The sequence below is a fragment of the Desulfomarina sp. genome (assembly GCF_054039375.1).
Genome location: NZ_JBPLBA010000092.1, coordinates 1 through 14,345, shown reverse-complemented (window position 1 = coordinate 14,345; position 14,345 = coordinate 1). Strand labels below are relative to the sequence as shown.

At 48.0% G+C, this 14,345-nt stretch carries 15 protein-coding genes; 2 read left to right on the top strand and 13 right to left on the bottom strand.

What is annotated here, in order from left to right; translation table 11 throughout:
- Positions 1–66: 66 nt before the first annotated feature.
- From nrfD to ACXLDX_RS04845, 10 genes are all read right to left on the bottom strand, one after another.
- Entirely contained in the window at positions 67–1,257 is a 1,191-nt protein-coding gene (gene nrfD / locus ACXLDX_RS04890) for an NrfD/PsrC family molybdoenzyme membrane anchor subunit (protein WP_457576074.1), read from the bottom strand.
- Positions 1,257–2,051 (bottom strand): 4Fe-4S dicluster domain-containing protein, encoded by a 795-nt coding sequence (locus ACXLDX_RS04885; RefSeq protein WP_228856073.1) that lies wholly within the window; start codon positions 2,049–2,051, stop codon positions 1,257–1,259. The genes nrfD and ACXLDX_RS04885 overlap by 1 nt, the downstream gene beginning before the upstream one ends.
- 2 nt (positions 2,052–2,053) lie before the next feature.
- Complete coding sequence (locus tag ACXLDX_RS04880; RefSeq protein WP_457576073.1) at positions 2,054–2,599, bottom strand: hypothetical protein; 546 nt, start codon at positions 2,597–2,599, stop codon at positions 2,054–2,056.
- Positions 2,600–3,186: 587 nt separating this feature from the next.
- Positions 3,187–3,930, bottom strand: a complete 744-nt coding sequence (locus ACXLDX_RS04875; RefSeq protein WP_457576072.1) for a hypothetical protein — start codon at positions 3,928–3,930, stop codon at positions 3,187–3,189.
- Complete coding sequence (locus ACXLDX_RS04870) at positions 3,927–4,793, bottom strand: 4Fe-4S binding protein (RefSeq protein WP_457576071.1); 867 nt, start codon at positions 4,791–4,793, stop codon at positions 3,927–3,929. Before ACXLDX_RS04870 ends, ACXLDX_RS04875 begins: the two co-directional genes overlap by 4 nt.
- Positions 4,790–5,302, bottom strand: coding sequence for a 4Fe-4S dicluster domain-containing protein (locus ACXLDX_RS04865; protein WP_457576070.1), 513 nt, complete (start codon positions 5,300–5,302; stop codon positions 4,790–4,792). Before ACXLDX_RS04865 ends, ACXLDX_RS04870 begins: the two co-directional genes overlap by 4 nt.
- Positions 5,303–5,428: 126 nt before the next feature.
- Positions 5,429–5,731, bottom strand: a complete 303-nt coding sequence (locus tag ACXLDX_RS04860; protein WP_457576069.1) for a chaperone NapD — start codon at positions 5,729–5,731, stop codon at positions 5,429–5,431.
- Positions 5,732–5,733: 2 nt separating this feature from the next.
- On the bottom strand, positions 5,734–7,992 hold the full coding sequence (locus tag ACXLDX_RS04855) for a molybdopterin oxidoreductase family protein (protein WP_457576068.1): 2,259 nt from the start codon (positions 7,990–7,992) through the stop codon (positions 5,734–5,736).
- A gap of 218 nt (positions 7,993–8,210) precedes the next feature.
- A complete protein-coding gene (locus tag ACXLDX_RS04850) occupies positions 8,211–8,648 on the bottom strand; it encodes a hypothetical protein (protein ID WP_457576067.1) in 438 nt (145 codons plus the stop codon).
- The gene (locus ACXLDX_RS04845) at positions 8,648–9,232 is read right to left on the bottom strand and encodes a NapC/NirT family cytochrome c (protein ID WP_457576066.1); all 585 of its coding nucleotides are present in this window, start codon (positions 9,230–9,232) and stop codon (positions 8,648–8,650) included. The genes ACXLDX_RS04850 and ACXLDX_RS04845 overlap by 1 nt, the downstream gene beginning before the upstream one ends.
- Positions 9,233–9,539: 307 nt before the next feature.
- Here ACXLDX_RS04845 and ACXLDX_RS04840 point away from each other — a divergent pair, with 307 nt between their 5' ends.
- Positions 9,540–11,135: an ATP-binding protein gene (locus ACXLDX_RS04840; protein ID WP_457576065.1), complete on the top strand. Its 1,596-nt coding sequence runs from the start codon at positions 9,540–9,542 to the stop codon at positions 11,133–11,135.
- Positions 11,136–11,138: 3 nt separating this feature from the next.
- On the top strand, positions 11,139–12,482 hold the full coding sequence (locus tag ACXLDX_RS04835; protein WP_457576064.1) for a sigma-54-dependent transcriptional regulator: 1,344 nt from the start codon (positions 11,139–11,141) through the stop codon (positions 12,480–12,482).
- A gap of 79 nt (positions 12,483–12,561) precedes the next feature.
- On the opposite strand, the gene rlmB is transcribed toward ACXLDX_RS04835, so the two are convergent.
- The 3 genes from rlmB to ACXLDX_RS04820 are packed head-to-tail and all read right to left on the bottom strand — an operon-like array spanning position 12,562 to position 14,281.
- Positions 12,562–13,365, bottom strand: coding sequence for a 23S rRNA (guanosine(2251)-2'-O)-methyltransferase RlmB (rlmB, locus tag ACXLDX_RS04830; protein ID WP_457576063.1), 804 nt, complete (start codon positions 13,363–13,365; stop codon positions 12,562–12,564).
- Between the two features lie 8 nt (positions 13,366–13,373).
- Positions 13,374–13,985, bottom strand: coding sequence for a guanylate kinase (gmk, locus tag ACXLDX_RS04825; protein WP_457576062.1), 612 nt, complete (start codon positions 13,983–13,985; stop codon positions 13,374–13,376).
- Complete coding sequence (locus ACXLDX_RS04820; protein WP_457576088.1) at positions 13,982–14,281, bottom strand: DUF370 domain-containing protein; 300 nt, start codon at positions 14,279–14,281, stop codon at positions 13,982–13,984. Before ACXLDX_RS04820 ends, gmk begins: the two co-directional genes overlap by 4 nt.
- Between the last annotated feature and the right edge of the window lie 64 nt (positions 14,282–14,345).

Below are 14,345 nucleotides of genomic sequence, written 5' to 3'. Positions count from 1 at the left end.
TTTTGCCGGAATCGACAACATCAACACAAAAACTGAAACTCTCCTGTGAACAGTCACTTTCTTTTCTTATTCCACAACTTCCTTTTCCACCCAGAGTGGAAAAATTCTGCTGAGAATAAAGAGAATTACAATGGGGGCAATCATTATGCAGATAGCCACCAGGATACCTTCCCGGCCAAGCCATTCCGGCACAAAAGTAACCTGCCCCCTGGTGCTTTTGGACATCAGCTGGCCTCCGATAACGACATTCCAGCGCATCAGCAGAACCTGAACAAGGATCATGAAGGAAACTATCGGGGCAAAAAAGAGAATCACCCTGTCCTTTAACTTAACGAGACAGAGAACACCCAGAAGAATAAACGGAATCACTGAAAAGATTTTTACCTGGTAGAGCCAGTAAGTATTGTACAGAGGTCCCCACAGTAGATTTTCCAGCACATGCCAATGATGGGTACTCATGTAGAAATGGGTGAAAACTTCCAGCATTTCAAAGACAAAATCGAGGATAAAAAAGCCCCAGAGAAATTTCAATGATGTGCGGATGCAGTTCACATCCACTTCCCCGCCGGTGACCTTCTTGATCAGGATATAGGCAAATACAATTCCGGCAATACCGGAAACACAGGCGGAAAGAAGAAAAATCACCGGCATCAGAGGGGTGGCCCAGAGCGGGTTTGCCTTGATTCCACCGAAAATAAACCCGACATAACCATGGAGAACGCAGGCCATGGGGATACCGACAGCAGCAAGAAAAGAGATGATTTTATGATCCAGCCGCATGGCTTCCTCTGAAATATTGTCATTAAAAAAGGCCAGCATGGCATACATTTTTGCCTTCAAACCTGTCGATTGCTTCCAGAGAACCACTGTTGTCAGCCGATAAATGAACAATATCTCATGGACCAGAAGGATGAAATATGCTGAATAAATATAGCCGAATCCGGCCATGGCAGAAGTGGGATTCGGTGTCAGCAGCATGGAAAAACTTCTTTCAGGGTGGCCCAGGTGAAGCAGAAGAGGCCAGGTGGCACAGGCAAGAAAAGCCAGAGCAAAAACCAGGGAAAACCTGGAAATGGGTTTCAACTGCTTTATGCCGAATACATGGTAGAGGGATGAGACGATAAAAGCACCTGCAACAATACCTGTGATATAGGGATAGAGCACAATCATAAGGCTCCAGTGAACATGCCAGTCATTGGGAAACACATAGTTGGATAAAGCGGCAACCGTGCCGCCGTGGGCTGCTATTCCGCTCATTAGACCACCTCCCTTCTTAACCCTACATAATGAAGGGCCGGTTCGTTGCCCATGGCCGGTTTCAATACCGAAATAACATGGGGTTCATGGAGAATCTTCCAGACTTCTGAATTTTTATCGGACAGGTCACCGAATTTCCTGGCGTGGACCGGACAGACCTCAACACAGGCAGGCAGAAGCCCCTTGCGGACCCGGTGGTAGCACCAGGTGCATTTTTCAGCAGTCCGGGTTTTCGGATTTATAAAGCGAACGGAATAGGGGCAGGCCTGTATGCAATAAGAACAACCGACGCAGCGGGTTTTATCAATCAACACAAAACCGTCCTTAGTCTGGTAGGTGGCCCCGACAGGGCAAACCTGGACACAGGAGGGTTTTTTACACATGTTGCAAAGCTTGGGAACAAAAAATGTATCCCTTGTCGGATGGGGTAATCCTTCCCGGGGTTTGGTATACCCATCCAGCCCTCCGTTGGGTGAGTCAACATAAACATCATCGTTGTCGTCTATGATATACCGCTCCACCCATGTTCGATAATTGCCATCGGGAACATTATATTCCGCCTTGTCTGCAACACAACAGGAACCACAACCGATACAGGCGGTAATATCCACAACAAAGGCAAACTGTTTCTTGGTGAACACGGAATCCTCTGCCCTCATGCCGGGAATCTGTTCCGCGATTTCCACACTGTTTGCGGGGATTACCAGGAGCAGGGAACCGGCAATGGTCCCCCCCAGCACCTTTTTGATAAATGCACGGCGATCCTGTTCAATCTCTTTTTTAATATCAATCATCGTTACATTTCCTCCTTTATACCAATCATTTCCTTGGCCTGATTGATCCAAAGAAGAGGATCATGCACCATGTGGCACTGATCACATGTATGTTCAATCCGAACCTTTTTTTCTTCAAGATGCTGTGGCATTCCCACCATTTTGATTGACTTCCTGGGACGTGCCTGGATTATTTTATTATGACACCGCAGGCAGAGATGAGTTATTTCTTTGCCCCTTTTCACCGGCAAAGTACCTGTCTTCTGGCCGTTTTTTACATGATCCGCGTATGGTCCGTGACAGATCTCACAGGAAACCGTCTTATGCACACCTTTCCTGTGAATCCGCCTGATGGGCTTATGACATTGAAAACACGACTCATTGGTCTGGAGCCGAACGGGTACGTTTTTCTGATCCTCAATGTCGGCACCACGATAATGACCATATTGGCCCATTGTGGCCGGTGAGAACACCTTCCTGGCAAAAAATCCGGCAACTCCGACAACAATCAGGGCAATAATCAGCCTGACCAGATGGGAGTAGTACTTCGATCTCGACTCCGATTGCACGTAAGACCTCCTTGAAAATGTTTAACCCTGAATCCGGCACTTCAGAAAACGTATGCGGATACACAAGCCCGCTGAACATCACTTTCTGGACAGGTAGGCACAGACCCCGAACTTGCCTTGCAGGATTTGGGTACAAATTATCCTTGCCGTTAAAAAACAAAAATTAAAAGATAAGATACCTGACTTTTGCAAAATCAATTCCATTTTACATATCGTGTATACAGAGTGACTGCAGAGAACAGAAGGCTCAGACAGTTACCATCCGGTAACAAAAAGAAAAATACCAGCTACCTGGCGGTAACAAAGAGCCACTGATTTCCCTTCTGTCAACAGTGGCTCAGAATTGAATGAATTCTATCAAAAAAACGTATCAAAAATCCAGAAAGAAAATTTTTTTAGTGTCACGTCAACGATGAAATGACGTAATATTGCGCTGTAATTTTTTGTGCCATTCTGTCTGTGGCTTTGATCGCATAGTAGAGCTATGTAACATAAGCCACAGGCGGGATGGCGCGAAAAAGGACAAGCAAGATACGTCAGAGCAGTGTTGACGGGATACTTGGAAAGGGGGAAAAATGTCGAAATTCTCAGAACCAGTCATCTTCAAACTCCATTTCACTTTTATCACTCGCCCTGTCCGTGAGAAAAACTCCGTATTCCTTTCTGCCGTCGTGGTAAACAAGTGTCATTTCAGTACGGATCGGCTTTTTCCTGTTCCATTCGCCTGATAGAATAATTGGCGGATTGTTAGTCCATCTCTTACCGTTGGTGACCATCACTTCCGTGGTTATTTCGTCTCCATCGGAGTATATTTTTTTGATTTCCCCTTCAGGATCCTCCACCATCAGTTCCAGAACAAAAACATTGTCCCTATACCGTGTCAGGGTAACAGAGGCCCTGTTTGAAAGCGCCTTCTTTTCATGTGATGCTGCAATATCTTCATACACGGTCACCCTGCCCTGAACTCTGGTTTTCTCCGTTGCCCCATCATTTTTCCCTGCCGAGTCAAATGAAAGGAGAGCGCCGGACGCAAGGGTACCGGTCACGGTGACATCCACACGGTTTTCCCGTCCGTCATCAGGTTCAAAATACCTGAAGCTACCGTTATCACCAAGGCTTTCCCACTGCCCCGCAACACAGCAATCCTCAGGGAAGTCACCCCCGCATCCCAGGAGTCTTCCGCTCGCAGTGAACTCATAATATAACCCGTTCCCCCCCTGCCAGCCGATTTTTTTATCTCTTAACAGCGGATTGGCAGTTTTCGGATTATCACCGGAACATCCCGCCATAAGAACGATCAATACCGGAATGAACAATCGTACCAGGTTCATGATTTTCCTCCCTGCTTATTTTCATCCCCCTCTCCACGCTCAGGTCCCCTGACAAATGTTAATGCCTGACCGATATTTGAACAGGTTACAACACAATCTCCGCAGTTGGTGCACTCAATTTCGCTCACATCCCCTGCCATTTTCGGTTTCAGAGACAAAGTACAGGCCATGGCGCAGGGATCACTGGAACCTTTACACCTGCATCTCTGTTGATCAAAGACAACCCTCAACCGTTTCCTGTTCAACCGCTTTGCGAATGACAAAAGTACAGACTGCGGACAGATGTAACGACACCAAAATCTCTGACGAGTAAAAAATTCCATCACCAGGAGTGCAAGGAGCACAAGGATTGAAAGAGAAACATAGCCCTGCCCGAAGAGGTACTGAAAAAAACGTGTATACCAGGCCGGCAGAGAAAGCTGGTTCAGAACCGGTGTCGTCGAAAAAACAAGAAAGAACACAATACCGACTACAAAAATAATCAGTTTACAGCGGAACCCGGACCTGCCCCTGACACCACCGATGTTTTTTCTGCCAAATATTTTTTTTCCTGAAATCACCGCAAGTTCCGAAAAAAAACCATAGGGACAGATCCATGAGCAGAAGACTGTCCCCAGGAAAAATGCAACGGAAAGGACAAGCAATGCACCAATTAGACTGTCCAGAGTAATGGAGAGATTTTTTATTGTCAGCTGCAGGACTGCCAGGGGATCGGCAAGGGGAATGATCCAGAAATGAAAAGAAAGCAGATTGCCGTAAAACAGGCTGTAACGGTTTTTATTGAGGATGGGAATAGCAATAAAAAGCACAATAATAAAAAGCTGGCATAGACGCCTGGTCATCTTGATGGACGGCTTTTTCATCCTTTACCTCCATCATCTTTTTTCTCATCTCCCTCTTCAACAAACCGGGTGGGTGTTATGGTGATGGCATGGGCAGGGCAGACATGCTCACAGAGTCCGCACCCTGCACATTTTTCAGTAATAACAGGATATTCTCCACGTTCCAGCTTCATGGCCACCCATTTCACAGGGCAGCGCTCATAACAGCTTCTGCAGAGCAGAGTTCCCGCCCACTGGAAACATTTTTCGCGATCAATGACCGCAAACCCCATGCGCACCTCCTCAATGGGAATATCATGGAGTGCATCAGATGGACAGATGGCGCTGCAGCGCATGCAGAGGTGGCAGGCGGCAACTCTCGGGTTTATCTCTGGTGTGCCGGCAACAAACGGATTAAAACCTGTACGCATGACAATACAGTCAAAAATACAGACCTGGGCACACTGTCCGCACTGCAGACAGCGGGAGAGAAATTCCTTTTCAGTCCGCGCCCCTGGCGGTCGCAAAAATCTTCTCTTTTTCTTCAGCACAACCCTGCTCCATTCATCATTATTCCATCATCACCCTACCACATTGTGGGCATATACTCAAAATAAAACAGCGGAAGAGCCGTCCGGCTTCAGACCGGGCGGCTCTATCAGTCAAAAGGGTTCAGGTTATTTTTTCTGCGGAGAATGTTTGCAGAGTTCTTTCAGACTGAGATTTGTTTTCAGGTTCCCATCCTTGTCAATTTCATCCTCAACAGTCAGATATGTTGTGTAAACGGCAAGAACACCTTCAATTGTATCCAGCTGTTCCACTACCTTTTCAACTGTATCAGACGGGGCTTCCGCCACCACAACCACATACTGTTCCTGATGGATACCGTAACTCGTCATCTCGGGCATGGCAGCAACCGCCCTTTCCACAGCCTCCACATCCTCTTTTAATGCATGCACCAGCAGTCCTGTAATTGCCATGATCAGGCCTTACTGATTCTGACCGCACAGATCTTGAATTCCGGCTGTTTGGAACCCTTGTCTATGGCGTTCAAAGTTAATTTATTGATCATCAGATTTGCATCATACCAGGGGACAAAAATCAGTCCAGGTCTGCAGACATCACTGACCTTTGCCCGAAATACCATTTTATCCCTTTTTGTTTCAAGAAGGACATTATCTCCGTTCTGTATCCCTTTCGCCTTCGCGTCATCAATATTGACTTCCACGTAGGCCGTTGGGAAAGAACGCCTCAGTTCCGGAACCTTCATGGTCATGGTGCCGGTATGCCAGTGATCAATAACCCGACCGGTGGTGAGTACCATCGGATATTCTTCATTGGGCTCTTCCGCGGCACCCTTGTAAGGTCTGAACCAGATGACCGCCCGGCCGTCAGGTTTACCGTAAAAATTATATTTTTTCGGATAATCTTTTGGGATATTCGGATCTTCCCCCCGAACATAACGAATCTTTGTTCCGGGATGGTCTTCCGTGGGACAGGGCCAGAGAATACCGGAGGCCTTTTCCATTCTCTCCCTGGTCATACCTGAAAAATTATAAGGTGTTGCAGCACTGACCATTCTCCATTCATTCCAGACATCATCCACGTTCTCATAGGGAATGACCCTGGGGTCGACTCCCATTCTTCTGGCAAAATCCATTAAAATTTCAAAATCCGGTTTACATTCACCCAGAGGTTCAGTGGATTTTTTCAGCAGGGAATAGCGTCTTTCTGAACAACCGTACGTACCCCGCTTTTCACACCAGAATGCAGCAGGCAGAAGGACATCACAATACTTGACACTCTCCGCATCCATAAACGGTTCACTCAGGACCATGAAATTATCTTTTCGCTTCATCCCTTCCGTATAGATATTGACATTGGGCAGGGAATGAGCCGGGTTTGTACAGAGAACAAACATCGCTTTGACCTTGGCCTCGGAAAAGGCATTCCAGAGAGCAATGGTATGCAGCCCCGGCTTGGGATTGATAGTTCCTTTCGGAATTCCCCACTGTTTTTCCAGGGCGTTTCGATGGGCCTCTTTTTTGATGAGACGTCCGGCAGGCAGCAGGTGACAGAGTCCCCCGGTATCCCTTACGCCACCGCAGGCATTTGGCTGGCCGGTAAGTGAAAAGGGGGTGGCTCCGGGTTTGCCGATATGACCGGTGAGCAGATGAAGATTGGAAACCAGGTTGTTGGCCCAGACTCCGCGAATTCGCTGGTTCAACCCCATGCACCAGAAGGAGGTGGTCGCCGATGACTCACCAAACATTTTGGCGATTTTACGGATCTGCGCTGCGGAAACTCCGGATATTTTCTCGACCTTTTCAGGTGTGTAATCTTCGAGGAATTTCACGTAAGCATCAAAATCGACCTTTTTCTTATCATTGGTCATGAAGGTGACATATTTCCCGTGAAAACGCGGGCTGTCCAGCTCCTCATTGATAATCACCCATGCCATACTGTTCAGTATCGCCAGATCCGTGCCGGGTTTGAAGGAAACATGTTCATCGGCAATCCTGGCAGTATTGGTTCTACGGGGATCAATGACAATAATTTTCACATTGGGATCGGCCTGTTTCCTGGAAGCAACCCGTTTAAAAAGAACGGGATGACACTCGGACATATTGGAGCCGATAATCATGATACAGGTAGCGGCGTCAATATCACTGTAACTCCCGCAGGGCTCATCTTTACCGAAGGTGGTAACATAACCACCGACAGCCGAAGCCATGCAGAGGCGTGGATTCCCTTCGACATTGTTCGACCCCAGACCCGCCTTGAAAATTTTTGAAGCAAGGTAAGTTTCTTCGGTCAGGGCCTGACCGGAACCGTAGTACCCTATGGCTGTCGGGCCCCCTTCGGCCAGTGCTTCCTTGAACTTCTTCTCCACCAGGCCCATGGCCTCGTCCCAGCTCGCCGGTTCAAGTTTCCCGTTTTTCCTGATATAGGGACGGGTAACCCGTTCCTTTGAATAAACAATGGGCGGCATCAGGGCACCTTTCAAACAGAGAAAGCCACGGTTGTGATTATTGGGATCTCCCTTGACCGTCACACATTTGCCGTTTTTTATACCAACCATAACCCCACAACCAGTACCGCAGAACCGACAGACCGACTTCACCCACTGATCCGGTTCATCCGCTGCCGCTTCCCGAACCATGGAAAACGGCCCACTGATGGCCATCATAGCGGAACTCGCGGCTGCCGCCTTCAGCATTTCACGTCTGGATAACTTCATACCGTACTCCTCTTTAAGAGTTAAATATTCACCCTTCATTCATTAGTGCCTGTCCATAGTTGGTCTTTTTGCCCGATATCTGCGTTGCCCGAAAAATTTTATCCTCGGAGGTAAAGACTCCGATATCAAATATATGCCTGCGGTAAAATTTCCCGTGCGCCTTGATCTCGAACAAAAATCCTCATTTCTGGACAGACACTCATTAAATGATATCAATACTATTGCGTTTTGCTTGCTGATTTTTTGTAGGCATCATGGTGCAGGGAATTCTGATGGAACGGATGACACTCATAACAGCTCTTCTTTGTACCGAATTTTCCTGCCATCCGTTTCATGGCTGGGTCATGACATTTAACGCAAACCGCCCCCGGATCGGGAACCACCCTGAAAGGCACGGACCCTTTGCCGTCAGGCTGACCATGGCAGACGAAACATTTCATCAGCTGAACCCCATGCTTGCTCTCCAGCCAGTTCTGTGCCACCCTGGGGGTGACATACTTATGACACTCATAACAATCAGCGGCATTATCCGTTGCCACCAGATGTTTGATGGTTTTACCCTGGGCCGGAAAGACCATGCAGAAAACAAGGCCGACCACTGCCGGCCAGAATTTCATGTTGCAGGAAATCCGCAATACTGTTTTGATCCGGTTCATCAGTTCCCCTCCTTCTGAGCTTTGACCATCGGATGATCAGCAAGTTTTTTGGCAAATTCAGCATTAATGAGAAGATCCCTGTCAAATTCCGGCAGGTGGGCAATATTCCGGTGACAGCCCGCACAGTTTTTCCTGGTGGAACCGTTTTTCCCGAGAAACGCGTCATGGCTGAGCCTGCCGATCTCGGAAATTTTCTTTCCCCGGGCATTCTTTGACAGATCCTCGTGACATACCAGGCATTTTTTTGCCGGAACTGATTCCTGCACGTTTTTCTGCATCGCCTTTCTGTCAAAATCTTCAGGTTTAAAAATTTTTTTATTATAATACTCATCCCGGGCATAGTAGCTGGTTACAGGGTTAAAATGAGGAGTATGGCACTGATCACAGCTTATCTTTTTGCCATCTTTATCTTTTGCATGAACGGAATAACTCAATTCATATTCGTACGTCCTGACATCGTGACATCGCATACATTCCTCGACAACCGGACGCTCCCCGGCAAAAGCTGTTCCCCATCCGGCCAGCAGACCGACCATAACAGCTGACACAACTCCGTGCATAACTCCCGTCAGACTTCGCTCCATATTGTCACCTCTTTTTCAAGTTATGGGTTCTCCTGTTCACCCCGTATCTCACACTGTTATTCAATATGTTTTAGCAAGGAACATTCCATTTTTTCTTTCCATGTATTGTCAGGAACTTATTGGTGACTTCCATATAAAATGATACCTTCCGGTAACATTTCTTCCCGAACACGACACCAATTGGTAATGTCAGGCATGAGTTTTTTCGTTTTCCTGCGAACGATTATCATGTAGTATCAGAAGAATTCACAACAATTCACCTCATGCAGGATTGAGGTTTAACCCGGAGAATGTCCCGGCGAAAATCATGCACTGGAAAACAGCGACCCATATTTCCTTACGGACAAAATTTATTTTTTTTATTGGGGCGATCATCTCGGCATCCTACCTGTTCATGCTCTATCGCACTTCGGTTTTTGACGAATCGATGATTCTGCGCCAGGCTGAACAGCAGGCGCGCATGCTTTATAAACAGATACTGCTGACCAGGCAGTGGGCTTCTGATCATAATGGCCTGTTTATTTTAAAAAGAAGGGGGGTAAAACCAAATCCGTACCTTAAGCTCCCCACGGTGCGGGACAGTGCCGGACACACCTATTATATGCGAAATCCGGCCATGATAACAAGGGAGCTTTCGATCTATGCGAAACGGGATGGCCTGGGATATTTTGGTGTAACGAGCCTGAACCCGATCAATCCCGGCAACGAACCGGACGAATTTGAGAAAAGTTCACTGATATCATTCAAAAAAGGAGTAAATGAAGTCATTGCCGTGGAAAACAATGACATGGGAAGAGTCGTCCGTTTTATTGCTCCCCTCCGGGTCACTGAATCCTGTCTCCACTGCCATGCCAGTCACGGTTACAGCTACGGGGACATCAGGGGTGGCCTCTCCATCACCATCCCCATCAACTGGGCCGACGACCTCATCAGACGCAATACCCACTCTCTTATTTTCATTGGGGTTGTTTCTATTTTTCTTGTCACCATCGCCCTTTTTCTCATGTTCGAATCTCTCATCGTACACCGGATAAGCCGACTGTCCCAGGCAATGGATGCCTTTCCCGAGAATCTGCCTGAACAGCACCTGCTCCCTTCGGTCTTCAGGGATGAACTGGACAGTGTCAATGATAATTTTGTCCATTTCTGCAACCGGTTGAAAAAATCACAGAATGAACTGATTCAGGCCAGAAATCAGGCCCACCTCAACGAGAAAATGGCTTCCCTCGGTATTCTCACAGCCGGAATCGCCCATGAGGTCAACAATCCGCTGGGTGGCATGTTGAACTGTGTAAAATCAATGCGGGAAAACCCCGATGACGGGGAGATGATTCAACGCTACCTTCCGTTAATCGACAAGGGACTCAGGCAGATCGAACAGACCATGCGCCAGCTCCTGAACTTCGGCAGGACCGAGCCCCTCACCCTGCGGGAGGTGGACCTGCAGACCTTAATCAGGCAGTGTACGGAACTGCTGTCCTTTAAACACAAAAATATCGATTTTGACATACGTGTTCTGGTGACAAAGACTCATATGCTTGACGCGGAAGCACTCAAGCAGATCATTATTAATATTGGTCTCAATGCTATTCAGGCCATGCCGGAGGGTGGCCGGCTGCTTATCGAATGCAGGCGGGAAAAAAACAATCTTATCTTTCTCTTCGGTGATTCCGGCATCGGCATTGCCGAAAAGGACCTGCCCCATATTTTTGATCCGTTTTTCACAACCAAGGATGTGGGCGAAGGAACCGGGCTCGGGCTTGCCGTAACATTTTCACTTGTACAGCGAATGGAAGGGGAGATTACCGTAAAGAGCAGAGAGAATGAAGGTACGGTCTTTATCATATCCCTGCCTGTAAATACCCGGAACACACAGACCAAAACCCAGAAAAAACCAGAGTAAATAATGCCCAAGATTCTATTAGCTGAGGATGACGAGATCATGAGGATCTCCGTTTCCGACAGGTTAAAACAATGCAACTGGCAGGTGGATGAAGTGGATGACGGCCTCAAGGCCCTCAACCTCAGCGAACGTCATCATTATAACCTGATTATCTCAGATATCCGCATGCCCGGACTGGATGGACTCTCCCTTCTCGGCCATGTCCATGCAAACAGCCCGGAAACGGATATCATCATGATGACCGCCTACGGTTCCGTTGACAATGCCATTGACTGCCTGAGAAAAGGTGCAGCGGACTATATCCTCAAGCCCTTTGACATGGATGATCTTATCATCCGTGTTAACAGGCTGCTCGACGCCCAGGCCGTCAGAACTAAATGTGAAGCACTGGAGGAAAGCTGTAAACAGAGAGAATCCGGCACCAGACTTTTCGGGGATTCCCCCGCCATGCGGCAGGTCTACGAACTCATCAGGCAGGCGGCACCTACCAAGGCAACAATTCTTGTCACCGGGGAATCCGGCACCGGCAAAGAACTGGCAGCCAGAGCCATCCACATGGCCAGTAACCGCAGCAACCAACCCTTTGTCTCCATAAACTGTGCCGCCATCCCTGACGGACTCATGGAATCCGAACTTTTCGGTCACGAAAGAGGCGCATTTACAGGAGCCGACCAGAAACGCAAAGGAAAATTTGAACTGGCCAACAAGGGTACCCTGCTTCTGGATGAACTTGGAGACCTGCCCGGCCCTCTCCAGGCCAAACTGCTGAGAGTCCTTCAGGAAAGCCGTTTTGAACGGGTCGGCGGCAGCAAAAACATCAGTGTGGATGTCCGTATTCTCGCCTGCACCTCCAAAGATCTGCAGAAGGAGGTGGAAGCCGGCAGATTCCGGCAGGATCTTCTTTACAGGCTCCAGGTCATTCCGTTGAAAATGCCTCCCCTGCGGGAGCATAAGGAAGACATCGAACTGCTCTGCAATGTCTTTTTAAAAGAATTCAACTCCATGCACGGAAGATCAGTTACAATCACCAGGGAAGCTATCGAATGCCTGAAAAACTATGATTTTCCCGGAAATGCCCGGGAGTTAAGAAACCTGATGGAGCGGGCATCAGTGTTGTGCCAGGGGCCGGAAATCACCCCCGCCGATCTGCCCACAGACATTGCCGGTCTTCAGAAAGAATCGGAAGACGTGGGCTATAATCTGGCAAAAAACATAGCTGTTACTGAAAAAAACTGTCTTCTGCGGGCATTAAAGAAGAGTGGTGGAAATCGCACTAAAACAGCAAAACTTCTCGGGATAAGCAGAAAAAACCTATGGGAGAAAATGAAAAACTACAACCTTCAATAGTGCCGGAAATATATAACCTGAATCCTGCCTGTGCGGACAAAAGAGACCGTATAAAGCTGGGGTCCTGCAAGCAACTGCCTCACTTCTTCCTGTTCTGCCTCATGGCCTCAAAGAGAATAACAGCAGCAGCCACAGAACTGTTCAAAGAATCCAGCCGTCCCTCCATGGGAATGGAAAGCAACATATCACATTCTTTTCTGACAAGAGGACGGATCCCCCGTCCTTCACTACCCACGATGAAACAGGCGGGAACCGCAAGATCAGTTTCATAGAGGGAGGAGGCATCATCGTCCTTTACAGCCCCAAACACCCAGTACCCGGCCTTTTTCAGAATTTTTAGTGCAGAAACGAGATTAGTGACCTGGCAGATATCGATATGAGAAAGAGCCCCTGCTGAACTTTTTGCCACTGTTCCGCCAGGGGATACGGAACGATCCCTGGTGATAATCACCCCTTCTGCTCCCGATGCAAGGGCCGAGCGGATAATGGCCCCGAGATTATGAGGATCCTGCAGGGAATCACATACCATTAACCTGGCATTGGCACCATCTTCCCGTTTTGCTGGATGATTTTGCAGAAACTCTTCAAGGGAAAGCAGCTCTGTTTCACTTATCCGGGCAACAATCCCCTGGTGACGAACGCGGGAAGCACCATCACCGGTAAGACGAATCGAAGATACAAAGGTGAGCTTGATTTGACGCGTCCTGGCCATGGCGATAATTTCTTCGACCCTGGTGCCCTGTCTGTCTTTCTGAATGACAATCTCGGAAAAATTTCCTTTGATCTCCTGCAGGGCCTCAAAGACCGGATGAACACCCCAGAGCAGGTCGTCACTGAACCGGATTCTTTTTTCCCGCCCGTTTTTTTTCGTTCGTCCTGACATTTCCACCGTCACTCCAATAGTCCTTCCGCCACTTCCCCGGAAGGGAGCCGGAAGAACCGTGCCCGTTCAGCTACAATAATGGAACAGAGCAGGTCGACGGCTTCATCCAGTTGATCATTTACAATCAGATAGTCATATTCACCTGCGGCCCGCATCTCTTTTTCTGCATTGGCAAGCCTCACCAGGAGCTGTTCCCCGCTTTCTGTTCCTCTTGAGCGCAATCTTCTTTCAAGTTCAGCAAGTCCCGGTGGAGCAATGAACACATGGGCACCACTCACGGATCCAGATTTTCTCAGTATTGCCGCCCCCTGAACATCGATATCCAGAATCACATCGATGCCCTTTTCCAACTGTTCTTCAATACCTTCCCGGCTGGTTCCGTAAAGATTGCCGTGCACTTCTGCATATTCAAGGAAACAGTCCTGCTCCACCATTTCAAGAAACCGGGACCGAGACGTAAAATAATAATCCCTGCCATTCACTTCCCCTGGCCTGGGCTTGCGCGTCGTGTGTGAAATGGAAAAAACAAGACGTGGGATGCGTTTCATCACCTTTTTTAAAATTGTTGTCTTTCCCGCTCCTGAAGGCGCCGACACGACAAACAACCTCCCCTTATTCATGATTGATCTCCCTCATGCCCGCTCTCCTTTGCGAAATACTCACCCAGATGGTATCCCGGTTGGAGGGCCTGCATCCTCTGATTTATCGTGTCAGGCTGAACAGAAGAGAGAACCACGTGATTGGAATCCATCACAAGAATGGAACGGGTCCGTCTTCCTTCAGTTACATCTATCAATTTTCCTGTTTTCCTGGCAACATCCTTAAGTTTACGAGCGGGTGACGATCCCGTATTGATTACGGCTATAATCCGGTTCACCATCACTGTGTTGCCAAAACCGATATTTAATAACTGCATTATCTGTAATAAATGGAATAGATTTTCAGAAAACCACAGGGGTACCAACTTTGTGGTTTCTGAT

Coding starts and splice junctions, on each gene's coding strand:
- nrfD (WP_457576074.1), bottom strand. CDS start 1,257: ATGAGCGGAATAGCAGCCCACGGCGGCACGGTTGCCGCTTTATCCAAC.
- ACXLDX_RS04885 (WP_228856073.1), bottom strand. CDS start 2,051: ATGATTGATATTAAAAAAGAGATTGAACAGGATCGCCGTGCATTTATC.
- ACXLDX_RS04875 (WP_457576072.1), bottom strand. CDS start 3,930: ATGAACCTGGTACGATTGTTCATTCCGGTATTGATCGTTCTTATGGCG.
- ACXLDX_RS04870 (WP_457576071.1), bottom strand. CDS start 4,793: ATGAAAAAGCCGTCCATCAAGATGACCAGGCGTCTATGCCAGCTTTTT.
- ACXLDX_RS04860 (WP_457576069.1), bottom strand. CDS start 5,731: ATGGCAATTACAGGACTGCTGGTGCATGCATTAAAAGAGGATGTGGAG.
- ACXLDX_RS04855 (WP_457576068.1), bottom strand. CDS start 7,992: ATGAAGTTATCCAGACGTGAAATGCTGAAGGCGGCAGCCGCGAGTTCC.
- ACXLDX_RS04850 (WP_457576067.1), bottom strand. CDS start 8,648: ATGAACCGGATCAAAACAGTATTGCGGATTTCCTGCAACATGAAATTC.
- ACXLDX_RS04845 (WP_457576066.1), bottom strand. CDS start 9,232: ATGGAGCGAAGTCTGACGGGAGTTATGCACGGAGTTGTGTCAGCTGTT.
- ACXLDX_RS04840 (WP_457576065.1), top strand. CDS start 9,540: ATGCACTGGAAAACAGCGACCCATATTTCCTTACGGACAAAATTTATT.
- ACXLDX_RS04835 (WP_457576064.1), top strand. CDS start 11,139: ATGCCCAAGATTCTATTAGCTGAGGATGACGAGATCATGAGGATCTCC.
- rlmB (WP_457576063.1), bottom strand. CDS start 13,365: ATGTCAGGACGAACGAAAAAAAACGGGCGGGAAAAAAGAATCCGGTTC.
- gmk (WP_457576062.1), bottom strand. CDS start 13,985: ATGAATAAGGGGAGGTTGTTTGTCGTGTCGGCGCCTTCAGGAGCGGGA.
- ACXLDX_RS04820 (WP_457576088.1), bottom strand. CDS start 14,281: ATGCAGTTATTAAATATCGGTTTTGGCAACACAGTGATGGTGAACCGG.